We start from the raw sequence: 19,174 nt of genomic DNA, 5'->3' as shown, positions 1-19,174 counted from the left end.
CGCCGAATGCAGGATACCGACCGTCACCTCGGTATCAGTGACCGCAAGGCCGGTGGTGTTGACCGCCGAGGTGGCCGGGGCCTGCGCAAACGACGTCCGCGGTAACATGGTGATGGCAGGGACGGCCGCCATTCCCATCAATAGTTTGCGCCGGAGCGGCGACAACAAGCCCTTGTTGGTTTCGTCTGACATGAGCACCCCACTGTTTGTTCGAGAACACGCGATTGGTGTCGTGAGGATGGCTCGAATTTGTGCACCGCAAGCATACGCAAGATCGCGTATACTGCACCGCAAAATACCGACGTAGGCTTTTGGTACGGGATTTGCGAGGGCTCCGGGTCCGTATCGGGAGTGGGGTAAAGCGTGGCAGGGCGGCAGCGAATAGACCGCGTCAGGCGCCAGTACAATCAATGGGTCGCCAACCAGACGCTGGAAGACTACGCGCTGCGCTTCACCGCCAAGAGCGCGCGGCGCTGGTCCGCGGCCCGCGTCGCCAATACCGCGATCGGCGCAATCTCCTTCCTGGTGCTGGAGGCGATCGGCGGCACCATTACGCTCAACTACGGCGTGACCAATGCCGCCACAGCGATCCTCGTCGTCTCCACCATCATCTTCTGCTGCGGCGTGCCGATTGCCTATTATGCCGCCAAATGCGGCATCGACATTGACCTGCTCACCCGCGGCGCCGGCTTCGGCTATATCGGCTCGACCGTCACCTCGCTGATCTACGCCTCCTTCACCTTCATCTTTTTTGCCATCGAGGCGGTGATTTTGGCGACGGCGCTGGAGATGTGCCTCGGGATTCCGCGCCCGATCGGCTATCTCATCAGCGCAATCGCGATCATCCCGCTGGTGACCTACGGCATCACGCTGATCAGCCGCTTCCAACTCTGGACCCAACCGCTCTGGGTCGTGCTCCACCTCCTACCCTTTGCCGCGATCGCCTGGGCCAGCCCGCATTCCTTCGCCGAATGGCACAAATTCGCCGGCGAGCACGGCGATCCCGGAGGCCATTTCGATCTGTTGCTGTTCGGCGTTGCTTCTTCCGTCGTGTTCTCGCTGGTGGCGCAGATCGGCGAGCAGGTCGACTTCCTGCGATTTCTGCCGCGCGACCGCCGCACGTCCAAGACGTCGTGGTGGATCGCTCTGATGTCGGCAGGGCCGGGCTGGATCGTGCTCGGTGCGCTGAAACTGCTGGCCGGATCGTTCCTCGCCTTCTTTGCGCTGAGCCACGGCGTGCCGCCCGAGGAAGCGGCCGAGCCCGCGCACATGTATCTCGTAGCGTTTCGCTACGTGCTGTCGGACCCGGACCTCGCGCTGGCGCTGACCGGATTCTTCGTGGTGCTGTCGCAGATCAAGATCAACGTCACCAACGCCTATGCCGGCTCGATCGCCTGGTCGAATTTCTTTTCCCGTCTGACGCACAGCCATCCCGGCCGCGTGGTCTGGCTGGTGTTCAACGTGATGGTGGCGCTGCTGCTGATGGAGATCGGCGTCTACAAGGCGCTGGAGCAGACGCTCGCGCTCTATTCCAACGTCGCGATCGCCTGGGTCGGCGCGCTGGTGTCCGATCTCGTCGTCAACAAGCCTCTTGGCCTGCGACCGCCGCAAATGGAGTTCAAGCGGGCGCATCTCTACGACATCAATCCGGTCGGTGTCGGCGCGATGATGCTCGCGATCATCGTCTCGATCGCGGCGTTCTACGGCCTGTTCGGCCCGACCATGAAGGCGCTCGCCGCCTTCGTCGCCCTGATAGTTGCCTTCGTCACCGCGCCCGTCATCGCCTGGCTGACCGACGGAAAGTTCTACATCGCGCGCAAGCCGAAGCGGAGCTGGGCCAATATCGAATCGATCCAGTGCTGCATCTGCGAGCACAGCTTCGAGCCCGAGGACACCACCTCGTGCCCTGCCTATGCCGGCCCGATCTGCTCGCTGTGCTGCTCGCTCGATGCCCGCTGCCACGATCTCTGCAAGCCGCATGGGCGCGCGCAGGTGCAGTTCTCCGAGGCGCTCAGCAAGATCCTGCCGCAGCCGATCTATCAGCGCATCAATTCGCAGTTCGGGCACTATATCGGCGTGTTCGTGGTCTCCGCCGGCCTCGTCGCACTGGTGCTCGGGCTGATCTATCTGCAGACCTCCGCAAGCGTGCATGGCGAGAACGGGCTCGTTTCCAACGTGCTGTGGAAGGTGTTCTTCTCGCTCAGCATCATCATCGGCGTGGTTGCCTGGCTGTTCGTGCTGGCGCAGCAGAGCCGCCGCGCCGCGGAGGCCGAAACACGGCGGCAGACCGCGCTGCTGATCCAGGAGATCGACGCGCACAAGCGCACCGACGCCGAGCTGCAGCGCGCCAAGGAGGTCGCCGAATCCGCCAACCTCGCCAAGAGCCGCTATGTGGTGGGATTGAGCCACGAGCTGCGCTCGCCGCTAAATGCGATCAGCGGCTATGCCCAGCTGCTGGAGCAGGATTCGACGCTCAACACCAAGCCGCGCGACCAGGTCCGCGTCGTCCGCCGCAGCGCCGACCACCTTTCCGGCCTGATCGACGGCATTCTGGACATTTCCAAGATCGAGGCCGGCAGGCTTTACCTCTCCCGCGACGAGGTGCGATTGAGCGAGTTCCTCGATCAGCTCGTCGGCATGTTCCGCCTCCAGGCCAGCGCCAAGGGCATCGATTTCGTGTTCCGGCGTCCCGCGACCTTGCCGACGGTGGTCTATGCCGACGAGAAGCGCCTGCGGCAGGTGTTGATCAACCTGCTCTCCAACGCCATCAAGTTCACCCAGACCGGCAGCGTGCAGTTCGTCGTGCATTACCGCAGCCCGGTCGCCGAGTTCGAGGTGATCGACACCGGTCCCGGCATCCAGGGCGACGATCTCGAACGCATCTTTGCGCCGTTCGAGCGCGGTGCGCTCGGCGTTTCGCAACCTCAGACGGGCACGGGGCTGGGCCTCACCATCAGCCGCCTGCTCGCCGGCGTGATGGGCGGCGATATCAAGGTCGCCAGCACGGTCGGGCGCGGTAGCACCTTCAAGGTGAAGATGCTGCTGTCGGAAGTGACAAATCCCAGACGCACCGCACCGGTGGAGGCGCCGGTCTCCGGCTATCACGGCGCACGCAAAACGATCCTCATCACCGACGACGACCCTGTTCATCGCGACCTTTTGCGCGAAGTGCTGACGCCGCTCGGCTTCATCCTGCTGAGCGCGACCGACGGCCCGGGCTGTCTGGCGCTGGCGCAGCACTGCCGGCCCGATCTGTTCCTGCTCGATATCTCGATGCCGGGCATGGACGGCTGGACCGTCGCGGAACAGCTGCGCGCCGATGGCCATCATCAGGCCCGCATCCTGATGGTATCGGCGAGCGCTCTGGAGGCGCACGGCGCTCCGCTCGCACAGCCGTTCCACGACGGTTATCTCATGAAGCCGATCGACATCCCGCGATTGCTGGAGACCATCAGGCAATTGCTCAAGATCGAATGGCAATATGGCTCCGACGAAATAGCAGTGCCGCTGTGGAGGCCGGAGAGCGGCTCGCGGCCGCCAACCAGGCACATCGAGGCGCTGATCGGGCTCGGCCAGATCGGTTATGTCAAAGCCATCCAGTTAAAGCTCGACGAGATCGGCAGCGAGCATCCGGAACATGCCGACTTCGTCGCCGAAATGCGATCGCTGGTCGATCGCTTCGATCTCGATCAATACATGACAACATTGAAAACATTGCATGCTTATGAGCATTGAGCCGAAAAAGCGCGACGTCGCGCTCGTTGTCGACGACTCGCCGGAGACGCTGCGGCTGCTGACCGACGCGCTCGACGGCGCCGGGATGACCGTGATGGTGGCGCTGGACGGCGCCAGCGCGATGCGCATCGTCGACCAGATCACGCCCGACATCGTGCTGCTCGATGCGGTGATGCCCGGAATGGACGGCTTCGAGACCTGCCGACGACTCAAGCGCGACGCGGGCCTCGCCAATGTCCCTGTGATCTTCATGACCGGCCTTGCCGAGACCGAACACATCGTGCGCGGCCTCGAAGCCGGCGGCGTCGACTACGTGACGAAGCCGATCGTGATCGAGGAGATGCTGGCCCGGATCCGCGTCCATCTCGGCAACGCCCGACTGACGCAGAGCGCACGCGCAGCGCTCGATGTCTCCGGCCGCTTCCTGTTCGCGGTCAACCGCCAAGGCCATATCCTCTGGGCGACGCCGCAGGCGCAAAAGCTGCTGGCCGATCACCATGGCGCACAGGCCGACGACTTCGTCCTGCCGCCGTCGCTGCTGCAATGGCTGGAGCAGGCGAAGAGCAAGGGCAGCGCGAAGGCGCAAGCGGCGTCCCTGCCCGACAATCCGAAGCTCCGCTTCTACTACATGGGCGAAACCGCGCCGAACGAGTTTCTGTTGCGGTTGTCGAAGGAAGCCGGCACCGCGCTGCCGCCGGAGTTTACGAGCGAGCTCGGCCTCACCACGCGCGAGGGCGAGGTGCTGGCCTGGCTCAGCAAGGGCAAGACCAACCGCGACATCGCGCAGATCCTGGGCCTCAGCCCCCGCACCGTCGACAAGCATCTGGAGCAGATCTACGCCAAGCTCGGCGTCGAGAACCGGACCGCGGCGGCCGCGATTGCGACGAATGCGACGAGAAGGAATTCGTAGGCGCAGTGCGGGTCAGTTGCGTTCCCGCGAGCGACAACAACGGTGTCGTCCCGGCGCAGGCCGAGACCCATACCGCGTGATCTGTCGGTTTTGGTAGGCAGCAGCACCGAATGACGAGTCTTCGCCAAACGGCTCCCCGTGGTTATGGGTCCTGGCCTTCGCCGGGACGACAGTGGAGAGTTTGGCGGCGACTCAGCGCCCCCTCACCCATACACAAACGCCTTGTCATCCAGATCCGTCTTCGGGATCTCGTCCTTCTCGGTCCAGTAATCCTGGCTGTGCTGCCACTCCGGCTTGTCGCCGCGCTTGGGCAGCAGGTTCATGTTGCGCGTGATGTAGCCGGGGTTGAAGTTTTCCGGATCGATCCAGGGCATGATCGGCATGTTGTGGTCTTCGGGACGCAGCTTGACCTCGACCTTCTTCGCCCCTTTCGCCTTCATGTGACCGAGCAGGCGACAAACAAAATCGGCGACGAGATCGACGCGCAAGGTCCAGCTCGCGCGGAAATAGCCGAACACCCAGACCATGTTCGGCACGCCCGTGAACATCATGCCCCGATAGGTGACGGTATCGCCGAAGGCGAGCGGCTTGCCGTCGATCTCGAAGGCGATGTCGCCGAGCGCGGAAAGATTGAAGCCGGTCGCAGTGACGACGACGTCGGCCTCGAGCAGCTTGCCGGACTTGAGCTGGATACCGTTCTCGACGAAGCAATCGATCTCGTCGGTCACGACCGAGGCCTTGCCGCTGGCGATGCCCTTGAACAGATCCGCATCCGGCACGAAGGCGATGCGCTGCCGCCATGGCCGATAGCTCGGCGTGAAATGCGTCTCGACGTCATAGTCCGGCCCGAGCACCGCGCTGATCTGGCCGATCAGCTCCTTCTTCACCTGTTCCGGCTTGGCGAGGCAGAGCTTTGTGAACGCATCCTGCTCGAACAGGATTTTTCGCCGCACGATCTCATGGATCCAAGCCTCGTCGACCTGGAGCCGCCGCAACTCTTCCGCGATCTCAATCGCGTTGCGCCCCAGGCGGAAATAGGTCGGCGAGCGCTGCAGCATGGTGACATGCGCGCATTCGTCCGCGATGTTAGGCACCAATGTCGCGGCAGTCGCGCCCGAGCCGATCACGACGACCTTCTTGCCCTTGAGATCGATATCGTCAGGCCAGGTCTGCGGATGGACGATCTGGCCCTTGAAGCGATCCATGCCGTTCCATTCCGGCGTGTAGCCTTCCGAATGCCGGTAGTAGCCCTGGCACATCCAGAGGAAATTCGCGGTGAAGATCTTCGTCTCACCGGTGTCGGTCGTGATAACCTCGATGGTCCAGAGATTCTGCTCGCTCGACCAGCTCGCCGAGGCGATCTTGTGCTTGTAGCGGATGTGGCGGGCGATATCGTTGTCGTCGATGACCTCGTTCATGTAGGCGAGGATCTCATCAGCGGTCGCGATCGGCGGCCCGACCCACGGCTTGAAGCTGTAGCCGAAGGTGTGGAGATCGCTGTCCGAGCGAATGCCGGGATAGCGATGCGTAGACCACGTGCCGCCGAACGTCGCCTGCGTTTCCAGGATGACGTAGCTCGTGCCGGGCAATTGCTTTTCGATGTGATAGGCACTGCCGATGCCGGAGATGCCGGCGCCGACGATCAGCACGTCGAAATGTTCTGAGGCCTGTTGAGTGGCGGCGTGAGTGCGAACAGCGACATTCATTGTTGCTTCTATGCCTTGTCTTTTTCAGGCCGCCTTGATGGCGACGCGTTTCCCCTGCGACGGAAATAGTCGCCCATCGCGCTTGCCTTGCAAAATGACATAGATCAAGTCGCGATCAAACTACAACGCCGCGCCCCAGCTCCGCGCGGTCTGCAGGATCCAGTCGCGATAGAGCGTGAGCGGCGTGACGCCGGTCAATCCGCCGCAGCCCGCGGCGTTGTTCGGCCCGGTCGACCAGCTGATGAGGCCGACGAGCACAGCGCCACTAGGCCTGTCCTCGAACACGGGACCACCGGAATCGCCGGTGCAGGCACCGATTCCGTCGCGAACACCGTTGGTTACGGGGTCAACCAGTCGGATCTGGAACGTGCCGGGTTGGCCTGTGACAACGAGACCGGCAACGCGAATCGTGCCGCCGCTCTTGCCGTCGCCGCGCACCGTGACGCCGATACCGGCAATGGTGAAGCGACTACCGACCCGGATTGGAATATTTGGCGCGCCGACCGGCACGGTCGATTTTCCCTTGAGTGGAATTTCTAGTTGCAGCAATGCCACGTCGGCCGTGGCGCGATGCGCCAGCATCGCCTGCATGTTGAAGCTCGGATGGATCGCGACAGTGCGCACGTTCAACAGTTGCGGCCGGCCGTCAGCACCACGATCGACAATCTTGTAGTCCGCGCCAGGCTGCACGCAGTGCGCGACCGTCAGCACGAGGTTCGGCGCGATCAGGCTGCCCGAGCAAAAGTTACCGCGCGAGCCGACGATGGTGACGACCGCACGCGCGACGCCATCTGTCTGCGGGGTGCCGCCATTGACGATGGCATAGGCCGGCGTCGCGAGCAGCAGGGCGGCTGCAATGAGAGTGGCAAGCTTCTTCATGGAACACGCTCTCGCGTCGGCAGGACTGGCCCTTGCCGATAGCGCATGCTAGCCCTCTTGGAAAGGAATTGAGGGTGGGACTTTGGCAATCGAAGCTGTGATCTTTGATTTTGGCGGCGTGCTGACGAGCTCACCGTTCGAGGCGTTTTCCAGGTTCGAGACCGAGCGCGGCCTGCCCGCCGACATTATCCGGCGCACCAACGCCGCCAACCATCTGGAAAATGCCTGGGCCAAGTTCGAGCGGGCCGAGGTCGACATCGAGACATTCGATCAATTGTTTGCCGCAGAATCGCTCGCGCTCGGGGCCGAAGTGCGCGGCCGGGACGTGCTGCCACTGCTCCAGGGCGATCTCCGCCCGGAGATGGTCGTGGCGCTGAAGCGGATCAAGAGCGAATTCAAGACGGGGTGCATCACCAACAACCTCCCGGCCAACGCCATCGGCAGCATGACCGGACGCTCCCTCTATGTCGCCGAGGTGATGGTGCTGTTCGACCACGTCATCGAATCCGCCAAGATCGGCCTGCGCAAGCCGGACCCGCGGATTTATCAACTGATGGTCGAGACGCTAAAGGTCGATCCGAAGAATTGTGTCTATCTCGACGACCTCGGCGTCAATCTGAAGCCCGCGCGCGAGATGGGTATGACCACGATCAAGGTCGCGAGTGGAGCACAAGCGATTGCGGAGCTTGAGGCGGCGACGGGGTTGAACCTGACATAGTCCGCCAATGCCGTAGCCGTAGGGTGGGCAAAGCGAAGCGTGCCCACCACCTCTCTCGAAATCGCATAAAGATCGTGGGCACGGCGCGTTGCGCCTTTGCCCACCCAACGACAGCTTACTCCGCCGCGGCGGCGATGCGCTCCGGAAACGCAGCCGCCAGCGAAGCGCGATCCGGCTTCAGCACACCGCGCTCGGTGATCAGGCCGGTCACGAGGCGCGCCGGGGTTACATCAAAGGCGTAATTCGCGACGGGCGAGCCCTCAGGCACGATGCGCACCGTCTCCAGCCGGCCATCAGCCGTGCGGCCTGTCATGTCGGTGACCTCAACGCCACTGCGCTGCTCGATCGGAATGTCCCTGATGCCGTCATTAACCGCGAAATCGATCGTCGGCGACGGCAGCGCGACATAGAACGGCACACCGTTGTCGTGAGCGGCGAGCGCCTTCAGATAGGTGCCGATCTTGTTGCAGACATCGCCATTGGCGGCGACGCGGTCGGTGCCGACGATAGCGAGATCGACCATGCCGTGCTGCATCAGATGCCCGCCGGTGTTATCGGGAATCACAGTGTGCGGAACGCCGTGATGGCCGAGCTCCCAGGCGGTGAGCGAGGCGCCCTGGTTGCGCGGACGCGTCTCATCGACCCAGACATGGATCTTGATGCCGCGCTCATGCGCGAGGTAGATCGGCGCCGTCGCCGTGCCCCAATCGACGGTCGCGAGCCAGCCGGCGTTGCAATGAGTCAACACGTTGACGGTCTCGCCCGGCTTCTTCCTGGCCACGATCGCCTCGATCAGCTTCAGGCCGTTGCCGGCGATGCCGCGGTTGATCTCGACGTCCTGCTCGACGATCTCGTCGGCGCGCGCATAGGCCGCTTCCGCCCGCTCGACCGGATCGATCGGCGCGAGCGTCGCACGCATCTCATCGAGTGCCCATTTCAGATTGATCGCGGTCGGCCGCGCCACGACCAGCGTATCATAGGCGCGCTTCAATCCAGCATCCGAGGCATCCTCGCGCATCGCCAGCGCCATGCCGTAGGCGGCGGTGGCGCCGATCAGCGGCGCACCGCGCACGAGCATGTCGCGGATCGCGACCGCTGCGTCTTCGCATGAGGTCAGGCGCGCAACGACGAACTCATGCGGCAGCCGCCGCTGGTCGATCGCACCGACCGACCAGCCGTCGCGCTCGCGCCAGATGCTGCGGAAATGCTTGCCGTCAACCCTCATGGCGTTCTGCCTTTTTGTCTTTCTTGCGTCTCAATTGCGCAGGATGCGGCCGGCCACCGCATCGAGCTTCTTCAACAGCTCGGGATCGCGCGCCTCGGGTGCGGTGATCAGCGCGGTGTCGAGCGCACGGTCCGAGCCGATCGGACACGGCTCGTGCTCGCGCGGAAACTCCCTGGCGAGCCGCGCCACCAGCGCCTTGGCCTTGTCGGCGTTGGACGTCAGCACGCGAATGATGTCCTGCACGGTGACGGCGTCGTGATCGGGATGCCAGCAATCGAAATCCGTCACCATCGCGACCGTCGCGTAGCAAATCTCGGCCTCGCGAGCGAGCTTCGCCTCGGGCATGTTGGTCATGCCGATCACGGAATAGCCCAGCGTCTTGTAGGTCATGCTCTCCGCATAGGTGGAGAATTGCGGGCCTTCCATGCAGACATAGGTGCCGCCACGCGCGATCGCGATGCCCTCGGCCTCGGCGGCCGCGGCGAGATGAATCCGCAGCCGCGGCGAGACCGGATGCGCCATCGAGACATGCGCAACGCAACCCTTGCCGAAGAACGAGCTCTCGCGCTTGTGGGTACGGTCGACGAACTGGTCGACGAGAACGAAGGTACCGGGCGGCATCTCCTCCTTGAAAGAACCGCAGGCCGAGAGCGAGATCAGATCGGTGACACCGGCGCGCTTCAGCACGTCGATATTGGCGCGGTAGTTGATGTCGGAGGGCGACAGCCGATGCCCCTTGTCGTGGCGCGGTAGGAACACGATCGGCAGGCCTGCGATGGTCCCACGCCGCACCGGCGCCGACGGCTCGCCCCAGGGGCTTTCGATCACCTCTTCGTGCGCGCCCTCGAGGCCCGGCAGATCGTAGATGCCGGAACCGCCGATGATGCCTAATACCGCCTGTGTCATTCCCGCTCCACCCTGTCCGCCACGTGCGACATGGTTAAGCTATGCCAGTTTTACGGCGGTTTTGGAACGGGGTGGGTGGGTCGGGAGGGAGTTGGGGAGGCGCCTGGCGAGCGACACATTCGGTGTCGTCCTGGCGAAAGCCAGGATCCATACCGCGAGGTCTATCGATTGCGAATGGTACCAGTCCCAAACGAACAGCCTTCGCCAAACTGCTCCCTGGGGTGATGGGTCCTGGCTTTCGCCAGGACGACCCTGAGATTAAGCCGCTTTCGCCAGCTTCAGCTGGGTCGCGACCATCCGCTCGAGCGTCTCGACGGACTGGAAATTCTCCGGCGTGATCTCGGTCTGCGGAATCGTGAAGTCGAACTCGGCTTCGACGCCCAGCATCAAATTGACCATGTCCATCGAGGTCAGGCCGGCGTCGACGAGCTTGGTCGACGGCGCGACGTCAGCGGTAAGCGCATTCTGCTCGAGGATACCCTTCACCAGCTTGATGATGCGGTTACGCACGTCGGTGTCGAAGGCCTGCATGGTTAAATTCCCATTCTGTCCATAATCGGTCGAACCCGTCGCTCGGTACGATGGGCGCGACGAGCCGATCTCACAATGGGCGTCACCATTACTTCGCGTTTCTTAGTAAACGATGACTCAGATTGTCTGGATTCCGCCCTTCTTCCAGAACCCTAACGCGATCATCGAAATCAGGACGATGCAAACAACCGGACCTTAACTGTTCGTCCCGAATTGCGGTTTGTTTACCCTCTATTTCATCGACGAATTTGAATTAAATCCGTAGCCTCATGTCACAAGCAAAGATGGTCGGAGGATCTCTTTCAGCGGCATCGCGAATGATGCCGGCGATCCCGAACGACGAAGCGGAGGCGGACGACTATGAACGTGCGTGAAGCTGTCCAGACTTTCGACGAAACCCAACCGAGCCTTCTCGAGCACGGCCCGTCCTTGATCGAGCGCGCGGCGCGCACCGCAAGCGTGGCCGCGGCCAACGCCGACAGCGTCGATCGCGACGCGCGCTTCCCGCACGAGGCATTCGACACCGCGCGTGAGCAAAAACTGCTCGGCGTCATGATCCCGGTCGAGTTCGGCGGCTTCGGCGCCTCGATCCACGACGTCACCGACATCTGCTATACGCTCGGGCGCGCCTGCGCCTCGACCGCGATGATCTACGCAATGCATCAGACCAAGGTCGCCTGCATCGTCAGGCATGGCCATGGCATTCCCTGGATGGAAACCATGATGCGCCGGGTCGCACGCGACCAGTGGCTGCTCGCCTCCTCCACCACCGAAGGGCAGAATGGCGGCAACATCCGCGCCAGCGCCGCCGCGGTCGATCACGCCGGCGACACCGTCTCGCTGATGCGCGACGCCACCGTGATCTCGTACGGCGCCCAGGCCGACGGCCTCGTCACCATCGCCCGCCGCGCCACCGAGGCGGCGGCTTCCGATCAGGTGCTGCTGGCGCTCGCCAAGGACGACTACTCGCTGAAGCAGACGCAGGGCTGGGAAACGCTAGGCATGCGCGGCACCTGCTCGACCGGCTTCGAGCTGAGGGTCGACTGTCCCGCCGACCGTGTCTTCCCGGAGGCCTATGACAAGATTCACGCGCAGACCATGACGCCGTTTGCGCATCTGTGCTGGTCGTCGACCTGGGCCGGCATTGCTGCTGCCTCGGTTACGCGCGCGCAGGCCTTCGTCCGCAAGGCCGCCCGCAACTCTGGTGGCCAGATGCCGCCGGCCGCCGCGCACTTCACCGCCGCGAAGATGTCGCTGGCCAAGCTGCGCGCGCTGATATCAGCCAATCTCGATGCCTTCGCCCGGGCCGAACATGACGAACGCGCGCTCGGCTCGCTCGACTTTCAATCCTCGATCACGCTGTTAAAGGTGCAGGCGTCCGAGCTCGCGGTCGAGACCGTGATGCATGCGATGCGGACCGCCGGCCTCGCCGGCTACCGCAACGATGGCGAGTTCACAATGGGCCGCCACCTGCGCGACGTGCTGTCGTCGCCGATCATGATCAACAACGATCGAATCCTCGCCAATGCCGCCACCTCCACGCTGATGAGCGGCATCCCGACAAGCCTTCGTGACTAAATCAACAAGAACAATTTTCAGATAGCAGGACACCGAAGATGAACATTGCCGTCCTCCCCGACTCGCCCGAGACCGCGCCTGAGATCGTCGATCCGCTCGATCATCTCGCCGACAAGCTGTTCCACCGCATGGGTTCCGACGGCGTCTATGCGCGCACAGCGCTCTACGAGGGCATTGTCGAGAAGCTCGCCGCACTGATCACCAGCAATCGCGAAGCCGGCACCGAGGTGATGCGCTTTCCGCCGGTGATGAGCCGCGCGCAGCTCGAAAAATCCGGCTATCTCAAGAGCTTTCCGAATCTGCTCGGCTGCGTCTGCGGCCTGCACGGCACCGAGCGCGAGATCAACGCCGCGGTGAGCCGCTTCGACGCCGGTGGCGACTGGACCACTTCGCTCTCGCCCGCCGACCTCGTGCTATCGCCCGCCGCCTGCTATCCCGTCTATCCGATCGCCGCGAGCCGCGGACCGCTGCCCAAGGGCGGCCTGCGCTTCGACGTCGCCGCCGATTGCTTCCGCCGCGAGCCTTCAAAGCATCTCGATCGGCTGCAATCGTTCCGGATGCGCGAATATGTCTGCATCGGCACGCCCGATGACGTCGCCGATTTCCGCGAGCGCTGGATGGTACGCGCGCAAAAGATCGCGACCGATCTCGGCCTCTCCTTCCGCGTCGACTATGCCAGCGACCCTTTCTTCGGCCGCGTCGGCCAGATGAAGGCGGTCAGCCAGAAGCAGCAGCAGCTCAAGTTCGAGCTCCTGATCCCGTTGCGTTCGGAAGAACAGCCGACCGCCTGCATGAGCTTCAACTATCACCGCGAACATTTCGGCACGACATGGGACATCCAGGATGCCAACGGCGAGCCGGCCCACACCGGTTGCGTCGCCTTCGGGATGGATCGCCTGGCGGTCGCCATGTTCCACACCCACGGCACCGATCTTTCCGCCTGGCCCGCCTCGGTGCGGGACATCCTTGGCGTGCAGCCGCAGGTCGCGGCCGACGCTCACGGCGAAGGCTGGCGCTAATGTCAAGAGGCCGAGCATTTCTACGGGCAAGACGAGCGTGATCCACACCAAGGTCCGATGCCGCGAGATTACCGAAGCCGACGTCGATGCGGTCGCGGACCTGTTGACGCGCGGCTTCGCCGGCCGCTCGCGCAATTACTGGATCCAGGGCCTGCGCCGGCAGGCCTTCCGGCCTGTGCCGGAGGGCTATCCGCGCTTCGGCTACATGCTCGACAATGACGGCGAACCGGTCGGCGTGCTGCTGCTGATCTACACCGCGCGCAATGACGGCGAGGAAACCGCCATCCAGTGCAACCTCTCGAGCTGGTATGTCGAGCCGGCCTATCGCAATTACGCGCCGCTATTGACCAAGATCGCGCAGCGGTACAAGCACGTCACCTATCTTAACATCAGCCCGGCGCCGTGGACCTGGCCGATCATCGAGACGCAGGGCTTTCGCGCTTATTGCCGCGGTCTGTTCGTCTCGGTTCCGGCGCTGTCGCGCGCGCCGCGCTGGAGCAAGATCGAGGTGATCTCGCAGCACGCCAAGACCATCGAGGGACTTTCCGAGGCCGAGACCGAGCTGCTGACACGGCATGCGCGCTACAACTGCCTCAGCCTGGTCTGCCGTACGCCGAAGGGCGTGTTTCCCTTCATCCTGCAACCGGTCCGCATCCGCCGTGGTTTCATCGCACCGCCGGTGATGCAGTTGATCTACTGCCGCAACGCGGCCGAATACGCCGCCTGCGCCGGCCGCATCGGCCGGCTGTTGCTACGGCTTGGCAAGGTCTCCGTGCTCGTCGATTCCAACGAGTCCATTCCCGGGCTTGTCGGTATTTATACCGAGCGCCGCGGCCGCAAATATTTCAAGGGCCCGCATCGCCCGCGGCTGGCCGATCTTACTGACACGGAACTCGTGCTGTACGGGCCGTAGACACGGACGTGCCACGGATTTGTCGCGCGGTCTGAGACCCATACTCTCTGCATCAACAGTCACCCTCCGTAAACTACGGCGCTTAAGGGAATTTTCCCGCCTCCTCGCTACGGTCAGCGGCTGAACTACGTTGCGTTAAGTCTCTTGCCACCGAGATTCCGCTGATCACATGACGTCCACGCGCGACAACGAGCTCGGTGCACGGCGCAATCAGGGCCAGGAGGCTCTGCTGTCGCTGAGCCAGCTCGCGCTCGATAACATGGAACAGGGCGTCTGCGTCTACGACGCCGACAACCGGATCGTGCTGGTCAATCGCCGATATATCGAGCTGTTCGAAATGTCGGCCGACATCGTCCGGATCGGAACGCGCTACCGCGACGTGCTTGGCCACAGCGTGTCGCTCGGCAATATCCCGGCAGATGAGGTTGATGCGCTCTACGCCTCGCGGATCGCGTTGATCGCGGCCGGCAAGCCGTTCCGGACCCGGCAGACGCTCGCAAGCGGAATCGTCATCACGCTCGAGCTGAAGCCGCTTCCCGCCGGCGGGTGGATGACGATCTGCGACGACGTCAGCCGCCTCGCCCGCCTCGAGACGGAGCTGCAACTGCAGACCGAGCGCAGCCAGCACGCGCTCGCCCACATGTCGCACGGCCTCATCATGTATGACGCCGACGGACGCGTCGTCGTCTGCAACGAGCGCTTCCTGCAATTCTACGATCTCGACCCCAATGTCGTGAAACCGGGTGTCGCGCACAGTGTCGCCATCGACCATTGGCTGGCGCGCGGCAACAGGGCGGACATCAGCGGGGAGGAGTTCCGCGAGGCCCGGATCAACGACGTCCGGACCAGGAGCCCGAAGACCGTTCTCGTGACGCGCTATGACGGTCGCAGGGTGCAGGCGGTATCCCGCTTCATGCCCGACGGCGGCTGGGTCACGGTGCATGAGGACGTCACCGAACGACTGCAGCACGAAGAGACGCTCAAGCAGCAGAACCTCATGCTGGATGCCGCGCTCGAGAACATGGCGCATGGGCTCGCCTTCTACGACAGCGACATGCGACTCCGCGTCTGCAACTCGACCTATCAAAAGATCTACCGGCTGTCGCCGGAGGAGAGCAAACCGGGCACGCACCTCGCCGAGCTGATCGAGCGATCGATGGTGAACGGCGCCTTTGCGTCCGAATACAGCCCGCAGCAGATCCTTGAAGCCGCGCGCGCCCGCATCGCGAATCGCGACTCCTCGCCGATGCGGCGGAGCATGACCAATAGCACCGTGATCTCGGTGCGCTATTGCGCGTTGCCCGAGGGCGGCTTCGTCGCCACCTATGAGGACATCACCGAGCGCGAACACGCGGTCGAGGAGTTGAGCGAGCAATACCGTCGCTTCGACGCCGCGCTGAACAACATGAGCCAGGGCCTGTGCATGCTCGATGCGAGCCTGCACGTGATCGTCTGCAATCGCCGCTACATCGAGATGTACGGCCTGTCTCCGGACATCGTGAAGCCCGGCATCTCGATGCGCGAGATCATGGAGCACAGCTGCGATCTGGGCATCCATCCGAACACGACGGCCGCAAAACTCTATGCCGACTATGTCGAGCGGCTGCGCGAGGGCGAGCACACGTTGCACCGCCACTTGAGCGACGGCCGCATCATCAAGCTCAACCACAAGCGGATGGAGCATGGCGGCTGGGTCGTCACCTATGAGGACGTCACCGAACGCCACAAGGCGCAGGCGCGGGTCGCGCACATGGCGCGGCACGACTCCCTGACCGATCTGCCCAATCGCACGCTGTTCCGCGAGAAGATGGGCGAGGGACTGAACCAGGTCGCGATCGCCGGCGGCGCCATGGCCGTGCTGTGCTTCGACCTCGACAATTTCAAGACCGTCAACGACCGGCTCGGCCACGCTGCCGGCGACCGGCTGCTGCGCTGGGTCGCGGCGCGGCTGAAGGAGAATGTCGGCGAGCACGACACCGTCGCCCGCCTCGGCGGCGACGAGTTCGCCGTGCTCCAGCGCGGACCGCAGCCGCAATCGGCCGAGCAGCTGGCGCGACGCCTGGTCGAGATCATCGGCCACCCGCCGCCGCTGGAAAGCCAGTCGATCCATGTCGGCGTATCCGTCGGCATCGCGATCGCGCCCGATCACGGCCTGGATGCCGACGAGCTGATGAAATGCGCCGATCTCGCGCTGTACCAGGCCAAGGCCAAGGGGCGCGGCGCCTATCAGCTGTTCGAGCCCCGGATGGAAGAAGAGGCGCGCAGCCGCCATGCGCTCGAGCACGATCTGCGCGGCGCGCTGGAAGGCAACCAATTCCATCTGGTGTTCCAGCCGCAGGTGCGGCTCGACACCACCGAGCTCACCGGCTTCGAGGCGCTGCTGCGCTGGAAGCATCCGACGCGTGGATTCGTTTCGCCGGCCGAGTTCATTCCGATCGCCGAGGAGAACGGCCTGATCGTTCCGATCGGCGAATGGGTGCTGCGCACCGCCTGTGCCTCGGCGGCCTCATGGCCTGACGTCACGGTCGCGGTGAACCTGTCGCCGGTGCAGTTCCACTCCCGCGGACTGGTGGCGATGGTGACGAGCGCGCTTGCGGAAGCCGGCCTGCCGCCGCAGCGGCTCGAGCTCGAGGTCACCGAGACGGCGCTGCTCGACGACAGCGAGGCCACGATCGAGATGCTGCACCAGCTTCGCGCGCTCGGGGTGCGCGTCAGTCTAGATGATTTCGGCGTCGGCTATTCCTCGCTCAGTTACCTGCGCAAATTTCCGTTCGACCGCATCAAGATCGACCGCTCCTTCGTCGGCACGCTCGGCGAGAGCCCGGAAAGCATCGCCATCGTCCGCACCATCGCCAGCCTCGGCTCCGTGCTCGGCGTCGAGACCACGGCGGAGGGCGTCGAGACGGTCGAGCAGCTCGACTTCGTCAGGGAATGCGGCTGCACCGCGGTGCAGGGATATTATTTCGGCAAGCCATGCCCGGCGGCCGAAGTGGGGCTGACCATCGAGACGCTGAACGCAGTCCGCCGCGTGGCGTGAGGTTCGGCCCGCGTGAACCTCCGGCGAAAACAACCCCATGCACAGTAGAAGGGGCATTGATTTCAAAGGAGAAATCCGTCGCGCTCGCCGCAAGATGGTGGGCACGACGCGAGAGCGCCTCTTGCCCACCCGGCGAGAGCTCAGCTCGCCGCGGGCAGCACGCTGTCCGGCGGCGGACACCACGGGCGGTCGGCTGAGGCGAGGCCGATCAGGCGGCCCTGGATGTAATCGCAACCCCAGTCGCGCAGCATGGTGGCAGCCTCCTCGTCCTGCACCCATTCGGCAACGGTCTTGATGTCGAGGCGGCGGGCAAGGTCGATCAGGGTCTGCACGAAGGCGCGGTCGTCGGCCGAGTGGATGATGTTCTGCACGAAGGCGCCGTCGATCTTGACGATGTCGACGCCGAGCTTGCGCAAATTCCGGAACGAGGTGTAGCCGGCGCCGAAATCGTCGATGGCGATGCGGCTGCCGAAATTCTTGAGCCGGCTGACGAAGGCGCGGACATCGTCGATATCCTGGATCGCGACGGTTTCGGTGATCTCCACGATCAGTCGCTCGGCGACACCGGGATGGGCGCGCATCAGCGATTCGATGCCGGCCCACCAGTCCGGGTCCATCGTGGTATCGGGCGAGATGTTCAGGCTGAGGCGGATGTCGGGCGCGGCCGCGAGCTCGGCGACCACGAGCTCGAGCACGCGATGGTCGACCAGCCTGATGAGGCCGAGCCGCTCGGCGACCGGCACGATGTCGGGTGCGAGCAGCACCTGGCCGTCGCCCTGGTCCATCCGCACCAGGCATTCGTGGAATGCGCCCTCGCGCGTGGCTGCCGACACCACCGGCTCGTAAGCGAGCCTGATACGACGGTCGTTGAGCGCGGTGACGATCTCGTCGGTGACGCGGATGTTGACGCGGCGCTGCGCATCACGCGTCGCATCCGGCCGCCAGGCCGCGAACGCACCGGCGCGGCGGCGCTTGGCGGCGTCGAGCGTCTCATGGGCGCGGTTGATCGCCTCGTCGGTGTTGCGCGCATAACGCGGCAGGCTGACGGCGCCGATCGAGACAGTGACCGAGACCGGGCCGGATTTGGTCGGCACCACCTCGTCGCGGACGCCGGCGAGGAAGCGCTCGGCGGCGACGTTCATGTCGTCGACGGTGCAGTTCTTCAGGATCAGGCCGAACTTGTTGCCCGAGAAACGGCCGAGCACGTCGCCGCCGCGCAAGCGCGTACGGATTCGCCTGGCGACGTCGAGGATCACGGCATCGGCCACATCGAAGCCGAAGGCGTCGTTGACGCGGGCCAGATGATCGATGCCGACCAGCATGAAGGCGGCGGTCGAGCGGAAGCGGCTCGTCTCCTCGATGGCTTCGGCCAACGCCGCGATCAGATGCGAGCGGTTGAGCTCGCCGGTCAGCGGATCGAGCCGGGCGAGCCTGGTCAACTCCTCGTCGCGGGCGTGCCGCTCATTGTTGATCCTGATGGAGCCGATCGCGCGCGTCGGACGGCCGTCGGCACCGGCGAACCAGCGGCCGGTCTCCTCGATCCAGACCACGGGATCGGAGGCGCTCATGCGCACGCCATATTCGACCCGGTAGGGCGTGCCGTCGGCGCCGTGTACGGCAGACGTCTGGGCCAGCGCCGCGGTCCGCAGCGTTTGCGCGGGCTCGATCAGCTTGGCGAACTCGGCGCCGGTCGCAAGGCGCTCGGCCGGGATCCCGGGGAAGATGGCGCCGGCCTGCTCGCCCCAGACGATCGCGTCGCTGGCGAGATCCCAGACGAACAGGGCCTCGCCGAGAGCGGCGAGGATTTCGGAGGCTTGCGGCAATGCAGGGGTCAAAAGCGCCTCGTTTCGGGACAGCGGGGAGTCCTGAGCCGGCACAGGATACGGCCAGATTCGCCTCCGACCCTAGGTAAAGTTCATAAACAATTTGGAAACCACGTTCCCGAGGCCAGTGGAACGGAATAGGCTCGGCCGGCATAGGCCTTGCGAGACCATCACATGCACCGGCGCCTGCGTCC

General features: G+C 64.1%; 13 protein-coding genes and 1 pseudogene. 7 read left to right on the top strand and 7 right to left on the bottom strand.

Features of this window, described 5'->3' with window-relative positions; genetic code table 11:
- A pseudogene (locus tag Q0687_RS26130) lies at positions 1-192 on the bottom strand (urea ABC transporter substrate-binding protein); the annotation flags it as partial.
- 171 nt (positions 193-363) lie between these two features.
- On the opposite strand from Q0687_RS26130, the gene Q0687_RS26125 reads away from it, so the two are divergent.
- Complete coding sequence (locus tag Q0687_RS26125; RefSeq protein WP_298883379.1) at positions 364-3,735, top strand: ATP-binding protein; 3,372 nt, start codon at positions 364-366, stop codon at positions 3,733-3,735.
- Positions 3,719-4,645, top strand: coding sequence for a response regulator (locus tag Q0687_RS26120; RefSeq protein WP_298883376.1), 927 nt, complete (start codon positions 3,719-3,721; stop codon positions 4,643-4,645). The genes Q0687_RS26125 and Q0687_RS26120 overlap by 17 nt, the downstream gene beginning before the upstream one ends.
- 203 nt (positions 4,646-4,848) lie before the next feature.
- Here Q0687_RS26120 and Q0687_RS26115 read toward each other — a convergent pair whose 3' ends face one another.
- On the bottom strand, positions 4,849-6,351 hold the full coding sequence (locus Q0687_RS26115; RefSeq protein ID WP_298883375.1) for an NAD(P)/FAD-dependent oxidoreductase: 1,503 nt from the start codon (positions 6,349-6,351) through the stop codon (positions 4,849-4,851).
- A gap of 120 nt (positions 6,352-6,471) precedes the next feature.
- A complete protein-coding gene (locus Q0687_RS26110; RefSeq protein WP_298883373.1) occupies positions 6,472-7,230 on the bottom strand; it encodes a trypsin-like serine protease in 759 nt (252 codons plus the stop codon).
- Between the two features lie 82 nt (positions 7,231-7,312).
- Between Q0687_RS26110 and Q0687_RS26105 the strand changes: the two genes are divergently transcribed.
- Positions 7,313-7,948, top strand: a complete 636-nt coding sequence (locus Q0687_RS26105) for an HAD-IA family hydrolase (protein ID WP_298883371.1) — start codon at positions 7,313-7,315, stop codon at positions 7,946-7,948.
- 115 nt (positions 7,949-8,063) lie between these two features.
- Here Q0687_RS26105 and mtnA read toward each other — a convergent pair whose 3' ends face one another.
- The 3 genes from mtnA to Q0687_RS26090 all read right to left on the bottom strand — a co-directional run bounded on the left by mtnA (position 8,064) and on the right by Q0687_RS26090 (position 10,610).
- Positions 8,064-9,173, bottom strand: coding sequence for an S-methyl-5-thioribose-1-phosphate isomerase (gene mtnA / locus Q0687_RS26100; RefSeq protein ID WP_298883369.1), 1,110 nt, complete (start codon positions 9,171-9,173; stop codon positions 8,064-8,066).
- Positions 9,174-9,203: 30 nt separating this feature from the next.
- Positions 9,204-10,079 (bottom strand): S-methyl-5'-thioadenosine phosphorylase, encoded by an 876-nt coding sequence (locus Q0687_RS26095; RefSeq protein WP_298883366.1) that lies wholly within the window; start codon positions 10,077-10,079, stop codon positions 9,204-9,206.
- A gap of 258 nt (positions 10,080-10,337) precedes the next feature.
- On the bottom strand, positions 10,338-10,610 hold the full coding sequence (locus Q0687_RS26090; protein WP_298883364.1) for a phosphopantetheine-binding protein: 273 nt from the start codon (positions 10,608-10,610) through the stop codon (positions 10,338-10,340).
- Positions 10,611-10,970: 360 nt separating this feature from the next.
- Between Q0687_RS26090 and Q0687_RS26085 the strand changes: the two genes are divergently transcribed.
- The 4 genes from Q0687_RS26085 (at position 10,971) to Q0687_RS26070 (ending at position 17,157) form a co-directional block, all read left to right on the top strand.
- A complete protein-coding gene (locus Q0687_RS26085) occupies positions 10,971-12,188 on the top strand; it encodes an acyl-CoA dehydrogenase family protein (RefSeq protein WP_298883361.1) in 1,218 nt (405 codons plus the stop codon).
- 38 nt (positions 12,189-12,226) lie between these two features.
- The gene (locus tag Q0687_RS26080; protein ID WP_298883358.1) at positions 12,227-13,207 is read left to right on the top strand and encodes an amino acid--[acyl-carrier-protein] ligase; all 981 of its coding nucleotides are present in this window, start codon (positions 12,227-12,229) and stop codon (positions 13,205-13,207) included.
- Between the two features lie 37 nt (positions 13,208-13,244).
- Complete coding sequence (locus tag Q0687_RS26075; protein ID WP_298883356.1) at positions 13,245-14,120, top strand: acyl-CoA acyltransferase; 876 nt, start codon at positions 13,245-13,247, stop codon at positions 14,118-14,120.
- Between the two features lie 169 nt (positions 14,121-14,289).
- Entirely contained in the window at positions 14,290-17,157 is a 2,868-nt protein-coding gene (locus Q0687_RS26070; RefSeq protein WP_298883353.1) for a PAS-domain containing protein, read from the top strand.
- A 140-nt stretch (positions 17,158-17,297) separates the two neighbouring features.
- Here Q0687_RS26070 and Q0687_RS26065 read toward each other — a convergent pair whose 3' ends face one another.
- On the bottom strand, positions 17,298-18,992 hold the full coding sequence (locus Q0687_RS26065) for a bifunctional diguanylate cyclase/phosphodiesterase (protein ID WP_298883350.1): 1,695 nt from the start codon (positions 18,990-18,992) through the stop codon (positions 17,298-17,300).
- Positions 18,993-19,174 lie beyond the last annotated feature (182 nt).

The organism is uncultured Bradyrhizobium sp., from assembly GCF_936928535.1.
Classification (GTDB): Bacteria; Pseudomonadota; Alphaproteobacteria; order Rhizobiales; family Xanthobacteraceae; genus Bradyrhizobium.
Note: the sequence above shows the minus strand (reverse complement) of the source record. Positions and strands in the feature narration are given on the sequence as shown.

What these genes read in the sequence shown, in the direction of transcription:
- Q0687_RS26120 (WP_298883376.1), top strand. Translation starts at nt 3,719, where the DNA reads ATGCTTATGAGCATTGAGCCGAAAAAGCGCGACGTCGCGCTCGTTGTC.
- Q0687_RS26115 (WP_298883375.1), bottom strand. Translation starts at nt 6,351, where the DNA reads ATGAATGTCGCTGTTCGCACTCACGCCGCCACTCAACAGGCCTCAGAA.
- Q0687_RS26110 (WP_298883373.1), bottom strand. Translation starts at nt 7,230, where the DNA reads ATGAAGAAGCTTGCCACTCTCATTGCAGCCGCCCTGCTGCTCGCGACG.
- mtnA (WP_298883369.1), bottom strand. Translation starts at nt 9,173, where the DNA reads ATGAGGGTTGACGGCAAGCATTTCCGCAGCATCTGGCGCGAGCGCGAC.
- Q0687_RS26095 (WP_298883366.1), bottom strand. Translation starts at nt 10,079, where the DNA reads ATGACACAGGCGGTATTAGGCATCATCGGCGGTTCCGGCATCTACGAT.
- Q0687_RS26090 (WP_298883364.1), bottom strand. Translation starts at nt 10,610, where the DNA reads ATGCAGGCCTTCGACACCGACGTGCGTAACCGCATCATCAAGCTGGTG.
- Q0687_RS26085 (WP_298883361.1), top strand. Translation starts at nt 10,971, where the DNA reads ATGAACGTGCGTGAAGCTGTCCAGACTTTCGACGAAACCCAACCGAGC.
- Q0687_RS26080 (WP_298883358.1), top strand. Translation starts at nt 12,227, where the DNA reads ATGAACATTGCCGTCCTCCCCGACTCGCCCGAGACCGCGCCTGAGATC.
- Q0687_RS26070 (WP_298883353.1), top strand. Translation starts at nt 14,290, where the DNA reads ATGACGTCCACGCGCGACAACGAGCTCGGTGCACGGCGCAATCAGGGC.